We start from the raw sequence: 10,295 nt of genomic DNA, 5'->3' as shown, positions 1-10,295 counted from the left end.
GATACTACATGAATATTTTTGATACCAACGCGTTGGTTCAGGTTGTTCCTAACCTTAAAACAAGCCAAAACTGGTTACTGGATCGCTTCTTTCCTAACATCGTGACCTATGAGACTGAAGAGGTTTCAATTGATGTGGACATCGGTAAGCGCCGCTTGGCACCTTTTGTCTCCCCGTTAGTCGCCGGTCTTTTGGTTGAAAGCCGAAAATATCAGACCAATACCTTTAAGCCTGCTTACATTAAAGATGTGCGGGTTCCAGATCTACGAAAACCTATCCGCCGCCAAATGGGCGAGCGTATTGGCGGCGAGTTCACCGCCACTGAACGTGAGATGCTCAATATTCAATTTGAAATGGAAGATCAAATTGACATGATCAACCGCCGCTTGGAATGGATGGCGGCCAGTGCACTGACCAAGGCAAAAATTATGGTCGTGGGTGAAGGGTTTGAAACGGCTGAGATTGACTTCGGCCGCTCAAGTTCTCTGACCATTACACTGAGTGGGTCAGATAAATGGCCTTTATCTGTTCCCGCAGGCACGACCAACACCCGACCGTCAGATGATATTGAAGACTGGCAAACACTGATGTTAAAAGAGTCCGGGGCGGTGGCCACTGACTTGGTATTTACGACCTCCTCATGGAAAGCGTTCCGTCTCGATACCTCTATTAAAGACAATGCCATCACATTCCCAGCATTGAGTCCGTTTGGTAATCAGGTTGACGCCGGACCACGAATTTCAAAAGGTGCAGTCTATAAAGGTCGCTGGGGAAACTATGATTTGTGGTTGTATAACGATTGGTTTATTGACCCGGTTGATGGTATCGAAAAACCAATGATCCCCGATGGTGCCGTATTGATGTCAGGTGCTGACTTGATGGGGACGCGTGCCTTTGGTGTCATTCTGGACCCTGAGTTTAATTACGGGCCTTTGGCGTTTGCACCGTCATCATGGACCATGAAGAACCCCGCTCAGCGTTATTTGATGATGCAATCCGCTCCGCTGGTTATTCCAAGCCGGGTGAATGCCTCCCTCTGTGCGACGGTGGTGTGATATGGCAAAAACACCGAGCAAGCAGCAAGCCAGCATCAACGAACTGGGCGGCTTGCCGCCCGAGTTCGCCGCTGACACCCCGCAGGAACAGACTGTTGTGACGGATAATAACGAAACACAGCCTGATCCTGAGGTACAAAAAGAGACATCAACGAGTGAGGAGCCGCCTAAAGCACCTGAAATACCAGACAGCCAGAGCAATAGTTCTGCTGAACCTGATGTTCAGGACCGTACCACAGAGAACGAGACGGAGAGTGATTATCCTTCCGACGACTCTGACGAGTTGGAGGTTGTTGTCGTAAAAGGCCAGACCCTACGCCATAGCGGGGAAACTTATGCGGAGAATAGCCGTTTATTCCTGCTGCATGATGATGCTGAACGACTGATTAGCCTGGGCGTGGTTGCTGATGTGAAAGCCTTACGGCAACAGGCAGCACGCGCTGTAGGCCCCTCAATCACTGTTGATGATGGCGTGAAGATAAACCGGGGGAGCTGATGGGCATCAACTGGGATCAGCATCTTCTCGCGCCATTGCATTCGGTATTTGGTGACCCGGTTGATTATCGCCCCGCTGGTGGTAAGCCAACTTACACCATCAGCGGCATCTTTGATCGGGCCTACACCACCATCGATACGCTGGATGATGGCAGCACCATAAATACCACTAATCCCGTTTTAGGGGTCAGAGACAGTGAGTTTCGTTTGCCGCCCAAACAGGGGGACCGGGTATTTATTGGCATGGTGGCTAATGAACCGGTCAATACCTTGTTTGCCGTGGCGGATGTTCAGCCAGACAGCCACGGCGGGAGCAAACTCATTCTGAATCGGGTGAAACCATGAATACAGCGCAAGTCAGGAAATTGGTTGTTGATGCCATCATCGGAAATACTGACGCGGGAAACCGCGTCTACTCCCCGCGTGACTGGCCAACGACCGAGGAGATGTATCCGGTTATCTTGGTGCAAACCCTTATCGAGGAAAAGCAGTCATTAGGCCGCAACGCCCCGCAGTTCAACACCATCACCACCGTTCGCATTACTGGCCGGTTGCAGGAGTTAGACGGTGAGAATGAGAATGACGGGGCGAACAAGGCAGAGTTGTCGCTCGAGCGGTTGCGAGAACAAATTGAACGAGCGGTGATCAACAGTTATGACCTCACCCGCCAAATACAGCAGTTTGCCCGAGTTCGCTCAACCATTGATCTGGATTCGAGTGGTGAAGGGCATATGGCTCAACTACTGATGGAGCTGGATATTGAGTATTACCAAGGCCCAGAGGATTTTTACCCCATTGTGGGCGATCCACTGAAGGGCATCGATATCACTATGTCTATGCCAGATGGCACCACTCAACCCGTGGTATCAATAGACCTTTCGGAGTAAATCCCATGCATGTTAAACCCGTAGCCGGTCGCACTGTGCGCGATCCGGTTAAGGGCACCTTTTTGCCTGAATCCGGCACCGAGGTTCCCGATAACTCATTTTGGCGTCGTCGTTTAAACGACGGTGATGTGGTGCGCGAACAACCTAAAGAGGTTAACCCCGCACCAGAAACTACCAAAGCGGAGAAAACCAAATAATGACCATTCCCTTTACTCATATTCCGAGCAATCTTCGGACACCGCTTTTCTTCGCTGAATTTGATAACTCACAGGCGAACACGGCGACAACGACGCAGCGAACTTTAATCATCGGCCAGATGTTGGCTTCAGGCTCGTTACCTGCGGATATTCCGGTACTGGTTTCCTCAGTGGCTACCGTGGCGGGGCAAGCTGGCGCAGGTTCAATGTTGCATGGTCAGATGGCTGCATACTTAGCGAATGACATCGCCGGTGAGATCTACATTTTACCGTTGAGCGATGCGGAATCCATGGTTGCGGCAACAGGTAAGATTACCGTGACCACGCAGGCATCAGCAACTGGGGTTATCTCTTTGTATATCGCGGGGATTCGGGTGCAAGTCGCGGTGGTGGCGACTGATGAGGTGGCAGAGATTGCCACTGCATTAACCGCCGCCATCAATGCCGCCAGCGCCTTGCCTGTCACTGCCGCTGCGGTGGACGCGGTCATCACGCTCACCGCTAAAAACAAAGGTGCTCACGGTAACACGATTGATTTACGGCTGAATTATCTGGGCGGTGCTGGCGGGGAAACAACACCAGATAGTTTGGTGCTGACGTTGATACCGATGGCTGGCGGCGCGGGTGCGCCAGAACTGGATGATGCGCTGGCTAATTTGCAGGACAGGACCTTTGATTTCATCATCAACCCCTACACCGATACGGCATCGTTGAATAAAATCAAAGAGTTTCTGTCAGACAGTACCGGTCGCTGGAGTTATGCCGAGCAGCTCTATGGCCATAGCTTTGCGGCTCAATCTGGGACTTATGGGCAACTGACTGCGGCAGGCGAATTGCGTAACGATCAGCATGCTTCTCTGTTGGGCATCAATGGCTCGCCAACACCAAGCTATATCTGGTCTGCGGCTTATGTCGGCGCGATTGCGCAAAGTCTGCGTAACGACCCCGGCCGCCCGTTACAAACTTTGGCAATCAGTGGCGTATTGGCCCCGCCACTGGCCAGCCGCTTTACGCTGACTGAGCGTAATAACCTGCTGCACAGCGGGATCTCCACAGTCACCGTGACGGATGATGGGACTGTTCAGGTGGAAAACATCATTACCACCTATCAGAAAAACAAATACGGCGCTGAAGATGACAGCTATTTGCAGATTGAGACCTTATTCCTGCTGATGTTTGTCACTCGATTCCTGCGTACTCAGGTAACGTCGAAATTTGCCCGTATGAAGCTGGCGGCCGATGGCACCCGCTTTGCCCCCGGCTCGGCGATTATCACCCCGAACGTGATCCGCGCTGAATTGATTGCCCAGTACCAGACGCTGGAATTTAACGGCTATGTGCAGGATGCCAAAGGGTTTGCCAAGGGATTGAAGGTCGAAAAGAGCGCCAGCAACCCGAATCGCGTTGATGTGCTGTGGACGGGTGTCCTGATCAATCAGTTGCGCATCTTCGCCGTTCTTAACCAATTCCGCCTTCAGGCATCAGCATAAGGATTCATTATCATGGGTGATACATCCAATCGCCTCGCGGGGACAGCTTATGTCACCGTTGACGGCCTGACCATCATGGTGGCGGGGCAATTCAAATACAGCCCCTCAAAGTTCAAGCGTGAAACGCTCACAGGGATGGATGGGGTGCATGGTTATAAAGAGACCTTTAACGCGCCGTTTATCTCCTGCCAAATCCGCGACAGTGGCGGCACGTCAATCAGCGATTTTAACGACCAGACCAATGTCAATATTGTCTGTGAATTGGCCAATGGCAAAACGATTATCGGCAGTGGTATGTGGTCGGTAAATACCCAAGAAGTAGATAGCACCGAGGCGACTGCTGATATTCGCTGGGAAGGTGGTTCTGTATCGGTGACGGAGAACTAAGATGTCTGAACTGGAACGTACTAAAACAATCCCCCTCGTTAAGCCTATTTCTCATGAAGCCACTAAAACCACCTATGAGGCTATCGAACTCAGTGAGCCGATATTGATTCAGGTTCAGCAGTTTTATGACGAACAGGCTAAATCTGGTGCACTCAGTGCGATGGGGCTGCTCATTTCTTTGGTGTCGAATGTGCCGCGTGAAGCCATCAAAAAAATGGCTTTCACCGACTATAAAGCCTGTGAGGTCTACATGATGAGTTTTTTAGCCTACTCCCCCCAGGTGGAGAATGGGGTAACGAACTAGCAGATGTGACCTATTACTATGGGTGGGGACCAGCAGATGCCTGGTCCCTGACCTATAGCCGATTACAGTGGTGGTATCAGCAGGCGGTCAGAATTAACAAGGTGAAGGCGGGGAAAAATGGGTAATGCATTTGATTTTGAACTGACCGCGACAGATCAAGCCTCAGCTTCCATTCAGCGTATCGAAGAGGCGGTTAAAAATCTTATTCCTGATCTGGATAAAACCCGAGACGGACTCAAATTAGGCGGTCAAGAATCGGTTGAGGGTATTGATGACCTCAACATGCGCTTAAAAGGGATGGGGGATTTTGCCCGCAATGGTGTCCAGTTTGTGGGTGATTTGGTGCCACCGCTGAAAATGGTGGGGGAAATTGGCAGTAAGGCACTCAGCTTTGGGGCGCTTGGCGCGGTGGGTTATATCGGTTTCAAAGCGGCTCAGGGGTTAAGCGCCGCCGCTGATTCAGCCTATTCGCTTGATGTTGCGGCAAAAAATGCCGGGATGTCCGTTGATGAATTTAGCCGTGTCAGCGGTGCGATGCAGATATTGGGGGTGGATAGCGCCGCCGCCCGTCAATCTGTTGAGGGGCTATACAAGACGTTCAATGATCCCTTGTGGGCACGTAATGACACCACGCAGGCATTGCTGGCTCAGAACGGGATTGTCATTGAACGGCTCAAAGATGGCACAGCAGATGTCTATAAGACCTTGGACAACGTTGCCAAAATATTCCCCAAACTTTCCCCGCAGACTCAAAAAACATTGGCGGATGCTTTAGGGCTGGATGCCAATCTTTTGGCATTAATGAGAGAGGGCGTCAGGTATAAAGAGTTACTGGCTAAATCGGATAGTTTTGGCTTAACGGTTGACCCCAAAATTAATGCGCAACTGGTTGAATTGAATGCTCAGTTAAAGGAGGCCAGCGCCGCGCTTGATGGATTGATGACCAAAGGGAAAATATGGGCAGCCCAAAAACTTTTACCTGATGAAAATATGGTCAAGGGAAGTGCTGCAACTCAGCTTCATGATGTGAAGATGCGCGAGAACGATGATGAAAACTCGTTTGCACATGGTGATAAACAGAAAGATATTCTTCATCGGGCGCGAGTAGACGATAAATTCAAAGAGACATTATCGTTTAAAGAGAAAGCCTACTTAACGTTTGGATATCCAGATAAGGATTTTACCCAAAAATTAAATGATCAGTACGGTGCGGATTGGGAAGCGCAGGAAAAGAAACGGCTTGAAATAGAAAAGCAAAAAAACGTCGCTCCCGTTAAGTCACCCTACATACTTCCCGGCGAAGATCAGAAGCAAGCGAGACTAAAACAGTTAGAGTCACAGTATAACCTGCCTTCAACCTTGCTTGATCGGGTCTACCTGACTGAATCTAACCGAGGTAAAAATCTACTATCACCCGCAGGGGCACAGGGTCCATTTCAGTTTATGCCGCCAACCGGTAGAGATTATGGCTTAAACTCGATGGATGACCGAATGGACTTCAATAAATCCAGCGAAGCAGCGGCCAAGTATCTTTCTGATTTGCTTAAAATGTTTGATGGTGATGTCAATAAGGCGGTAGCTTCTTATAACTGGGGACAGAATAACGTTAAAAAATATGGGATAGGGCAAGCTCCTGCCGAAACTCGTAACTATCTACAAAAAATAATGCCAGGTTTACCCGCCATTCATCCCCAATCTGGCGAGTTAAATACTGGCACCTCTGATATCAACGCATCACCGCCAATATCCATTAACTCATCCCAGCAAAGCGGGAGAGAGATTAATGAGATCACCCAAGATATGGGTGGCGATAAGTCAGAAATTGAAATTACGCTGATCACGGATAAAACAGGAGAACGTCAGAAAATAACCGCGCCAAAGGGGGCGAAAATATCAACATCAATGAGTTACCCGGCGTAATAACGAACAACCATCAACCTCGCTTCTGGCGGGGTTTTTTATTTTCAGGGGGCGTAAATGTCACTGATCAGCAATGCACTTTCTGATTTATTGGGTACTGGGGGCGATAGCTGGCAGTGGTCAGAACACCTGCACCCTGCCTCTTTCCGTGGGGTTCCCTTTGCGGTTATCAGTGCGGAAGGTGTCTTCGGTCGCCGTCAGGCTATTCATGAATACCCTTATCGCGATACCGCCTGGATTGAAGATTTAGGCCGTGCCACTCGCCGCCTGACTATCCGTGGTTTTCTCATTCAGAGTAGTGGCCTTTATAACGCACCTGACGTCATGACCCAGCGCGACTCCCTGATCGCCGCCTGTGAAATGCCTGATGCGGGAACACTAGTACACCCAACACTCGGTGAAATGACGGTCAGCATCCCCGAAAGTGGCCTTCGTCTGAATGAGGGGGCCGAGTCTGGGCGTGTTTTTGAATTTACGCTGACCATTATTGAGTCGGGTTTACGGGTGTTTTCTGTTACCAGCTCCGCTGATGCGGTTTCGTCGATTCAGTCATCATGGTTTGGTCTGGCCTCCAAGTCCGTCGCCACCTTTATTGCCACGGTCAAAGGCGAGATCCGTTCTGTCACTCAAACCATCAGAACGCTGAAAAGTACCGCGGCATTCTGGGTCAATATGGTGAATTCAACCACCAGTGAAGCGACAAATCTGGGCAATATGCTCCGCTCTACATTAGGCCGGGATCGTTATGGCCGCTTTAATCACGGCACTGTAGGCGGCAGCGTATCAGGGGCCACGGCGTCCGTCAGCACGCAGAGTGACACAACGGACCTGTCCGCGCTGGTGGACCAACGAATGGCTGTTTCAGTCGAGGGGCGGGCATCACTCGCGGCTGCTACCGATGCATTGACCGAGGCCGCAACGGTAGCAGCACATGCCAATGCGGTTCTGGCTGTCGTGAATGCCATCTTGGCCAGCGGAGCCAGTACCCTTGATTTAATCCGCATGATGCAAGAATTAACGGCAATCAATGACGACACTTTTCGACCCAATCCCGGCGACAGCAATACCGCCGCCGCCAGTTATCAGCTCATTATTGTGTTGTGTGCCGGCGCGATGGTGTTTGCCGCGTCGCAATATCAACCGGAAAGCTATGACGATGCAGTCGATATATTGACGCGGGTCTGTGATGTGGTAGACGGTGCCGCGCTTTCAGCGGCTGATACAGGCAATGATGAGGTGTATCAGTCATTAATTACGTTACGTGAGTCTATCGTCACGCTGTTACAGCAGACGGGCGCTAACCTGTCTCGCGTTGAGATAGTCAATTTTAACCGCTCACTGCCCGCGCTTAATCTGGCCAATCGACTCTATCAGGATGCCCGCCGGGGTGATGCACTGGTGAAAATGGCGGTTCCTGTTCATCCGGCATTTATGCCCCTTCGATTTAAGGCGCTGAATTCATGAGTGATGATTTGACGCTGCGTATTGGCAATAAGCTGATCACGGGCTGGGATAATATCCGTGTCACTCGCAGCATAGAGCGGTTACCCAGCGATTTCAGCCTGTCATTGATGGACCTTTATCCGGGCAGTGATAACCAGCAGTGGGTGAATCCGGGCGACCCTTGCGTGGTTAATTTAGGTGATGATGTGGTGCTGACCGGATATATCGACCGCTGGGCACCGATGATCAGCCGTAATCGCCGCGAAGTGAGGGCGACGGGGCGGAGCAAGTGCCAGGACCTGGTTGATTGCTCCGCTGAGTGGCCAAACAATGTGATCAGCCAATCAACAGCGCTACAGATAGCCCAACGATTGGCGCAGCCCTACAGCATTACGGTGACGACTGATGTGACCGACTTGGATATTGTCCCCCAATTTACATTGAACTGGGGTGAATCCTCGCAGGAAATCATCGACCGCATTACCCGCTGGGCGGCGCTGCTCTATTACGACCTGCCCGATGGGAACCTCTATCTGACTCGGGTGGGGACGCGCAAAGCGGCCAGCGGTGTCGCGCAGGGTATCAATATCGAAGACGCCGCGTATAACTCCGGTATGGATCAGCGCTTTTCTGACTACATTGGTGTATCGATGTCGGTGAGCCAACTTCAGGAGCAGGTACAGGACGCCGGATATGGCGCGGTGACCTTAGCCCGCAGTCGCGATCCTGAAGCGGCCAAAATGCGTTATCGCAACCGCATTATCATTGTTGAAAGCACGATGAAAGCGCTAAAACTGGCCCAGCAGTGCATCGACTGGGAAATGAACCGCCGCTATGGGCGCTCTAAAGAGCTGCTGGTAACGGTCGATAGCTGGCGCGATAAAGACGGGAAGTTATGGGAACCCAACACCCTGATCCCCATTGATTTGCCTATCTTTGGCTTAAAGGATGAACTCTGGCTGTTATCGGAGGTGACCTATCTCAAAGACGACCATGGCACCGCCGCGCAAATGGTGCTGATGCCGCCTGAAGCCTTTACCGTTCAGCCTTATCAGTTCTATTCAAACCTTATGGAGTTGAACCCACGATGAGCGAATCAGGGCAGCTATCCCAACTATATCGCCAGATAAAAATGATACTCGGGATAGGACGGGTCACAGCCAGCAATGATGGCGGCACCGTTCAAACCGTTCAATATCAAACCCCGCTTGAAGTCCGTGATGATACGCCGAGATTGGCTGAGTTTGGTTTTTCGTCAGGGTTACCCGCTAACACCGATGTGGTTATTGGGTTCCTCGGTGGTGACAGGTCAAGCGCAGTCATTATTGGCTCAAATCATCAGTCTTTTCGTCATACCGGACTCAATACGGGTGAAACGGTGATCTATTCGCAGTGGGGGCAATACATCAAGTTAACCGAAACCGGCATCATTATTGAGGCCAATGGTCAGCCGGTCACGGTCAACAATGCCACTGAGGTGACGGTTAATGCCGCGGTAAAAGTGCGCCTAAATACCCCGTTACTGGAGGTCAGTGGCGATATTGTCGATAACGCTGGCAGCAATGGCACCACGCTGAAAACCCTACGCGAAGCCTATAACACCCACAATCACCAGCTTAAAAATGTACAGGGTGGTAGCGCGACATTAACCAGTGAAGTGACGGGTAAGGTGGTGCAATGACAACAGATATCAAAACAGTCTGGGAACCGGACAAATTGCTGGGCGACTGGCAAACAGGCGGCGGTGGGCTGCTGGATGGCAATGATTTAGAGACGGCCATTTTAATTAGCCTGTTCACGGACCGGTTGGCCCGTTCTGATGACGCTATTGACGGCGACGATCGGCGCGGGTGGTGGGGTGATACCGGATCAGAGTACCCGATCGGCTCCCGGCTGTGGTTGCTGCACCGCGAAAAACTTACTACCAAGGTAGCGCTAAAGGCTGAAGACTATGCCAATGAAGCCTTAACTTGGTTGCTTGATGATGGCGTGGTGACCGCAATCAGTACCAATGCTCAGATAGTGTTTCCCAACCGAATCAATCTCATTGTCAACTATCAACAACCGGCTAAAGCACAGGCTTCAGTTAAATTCTCATGGGTATGGGAGAGCTAATA

General features: G+C 51.0%; 13 protein-coding genes. All 13 read left to right on the top strand.

Going from position 1 to position 10,295, the window contains the following annotated elements; all coding sequences use genetic code 11:
• Positions 1-8: 8 nt before the first annotated feature.
• The 13 genes from DA391_RS13965 (at position 9) to DA391_RS13905 (ending at position 10,293) form a co-directional block, all read left to right on the top strand.
• The gene (locus tag DA391_RS13965) at positions 9-1,055 is read left to right on the top strand and encodes a major capsid protein (RefSeq protein ID WP_108087806.1); all 1,047 of its coding nucleotides are present in this window, start codon (positions 9-11) and stop codon (positions 1,053-1,055) included.
• 1 nt (position 1,056) lies between these two features.
• Positions 1,057-1,551 (top strand): hypothetical protein, encoded by a 495-nt coding sequence (locus tag DA391_RS13960; RefSeq protein WP_108087876.1) that lies wholly within the window; start codon positions 1,057-1,059, stop codon positions 1,549-1,551.
• Positions 1,551-1,895 carry a head-tail joining protein gene (locus DA391_RS13955; protein ID WP_108087875.1) on the top strand — a complete coding sequence of 115 codons (345 nt, stop codon included), beginning with the start codon at positions 1,551-1,553 and terminating at the stop codon, positions 1,893-1,895. The genes DA391_RS13960 and DA391_RS13955 overlap by 1 nt, the downstream gene beginning before the upstream one ends.
• A complete protein-coding gene (locus tag DA391_RS13950) occupies positions 1,892-2,437 on the top strand; it encodes an ATP-binding protein (RefSeq protein WP_108087874.1) in 546 nt (181 codons plus the stop codon). The genes DA391_RS13955 and DA391_RS13950 overlap by 4 nt, the downstream gene beginning before the upstream one ends.
• Before the next feature lie 5 nt (positions 2,438-2,442).
• Complete coding sequence (locus DA391_RS13945; RefSeq protein WP_108087873.1) at positions 2,443-2,634, top strand: DUF2635 domain-containing protein; 192 nt, start codon at positions 2,443-2,445, stop codon at positions 2,632-2,634.
• Entirely contained in the window at positions 2,634-4,124 is a 1,491-nt protein-coding gene (locus DA391_RS13940; RefSeq protein ID WP_108087872.1) for a phage tail sheath subtilisin-like domain-containing protein, read from the top strand. Before DA391_RS13945 ends, DA391_RS13940 begins: the two co-directional genes overlap by 1 nt.
• A gap of 12 nt (positions 4,125-4,136) precedes the next feature.
• The gene (locus tag DA391_RS13935) at positions 4,137-4,511 is read left to right on the top strand and encodes a phage tail tube protein (RefSeq protein ID WP_049615551.1); all 375 of its coding nucleotides are present in this window, start codon (positions 4,137-4,139) and stop codon (positions 4,509-4,511) included.
• 1 nt (position 4,512) lies between these two features.
• On the top strand, positions 4,513-4,815 hold the full coding sequence (locus DA391_RS13930; protein WP_083159844.1) for a phage tail assembly protein: 303 nt from the start codon (positions 4,513-4,515) through the stop codon (positions 4,813-4,815).
• Positions 4,816-4,932: 117 nt separating this feature from the next.
• Complete coding sequence (locus DA391_RS13925) at positions 4,933-6,735, top strand: transglycosylase SLT domain-containing protein (RefSeq protein WP_108087871.1); 1,803 nt, start codon at positions 4,933-4,935, stop codon at positions 6,733-6,735.
• A gap of 57 nt (positions 6,736-6,792) precedes the next feature.
• Positions 6,793-8,199: a DNA circularization protein gene (locus tag DA391_RS13920; RefSeq protein ID WP_108087870.1), complete on the top strand. Its 1,407-nt coding sequence runs from the start codon at positions 6,793-6,795 to the stop codon at positions 8,197-8,199.
• Positions 8,196-9,269 (top strand): phage baseplate assembly protein, encoded by a 1,074-nt coding sequence (locus DA391_RS13915; protein ID WP_108087869.1) that lies wholly within the window; start codon positions 8,196-8,198, stop codon positions 9,267-9,269. Before DA391_RS13920 ends, DA391_RS13915 begins: the two co-directional genes overlap by 4 nt.
• Positions 9,266-9,859, top strand: a complete 594-nt coding sequence (locus DA391_RS13910; RefSeq protein WP_108087868.1) for a phage baseplate assembly protein domain-containing protein — start codon at positions 9,266-9,268, stop codon at positions 9,857-9,859. The genes DA391_RS13915 and DA391_RS13910 overlap by 4 nt, the downstream gene beginning before the upstream one ends.
• Positions 9,856-10,293, top strand: coding sequence for a phage GP46 family protein (locus DA391_RS13905; RefSeq protein WP_108087867.1), 438 nt, complete (start codon positions 9,856-9,858; stop codon positions 10,291-10,293). Before DA391_RS13910 ends, DA391_RS13905 begins: the two co-directional genes overlap by 4 nt.
• Positions 10,294-10,295 lie beyond the last annotated feature (2 nt).

Origin of the sequence: Yersinia massiliensis, from assembly GCF_003048255.1 — a bacterium.
Classification (GTDB): domain Bacteria; phylum Pseudomonadota; class Gammaproteobacteria; order Enterobacterales; family Enterobacteriaceae; genus Yersinia; species Yersinia massiliensis_A.
Note: the sequence above shows the minus strand (reverse complement) of the source record. Positions and strands in the feature narration are given on the sequence as shown.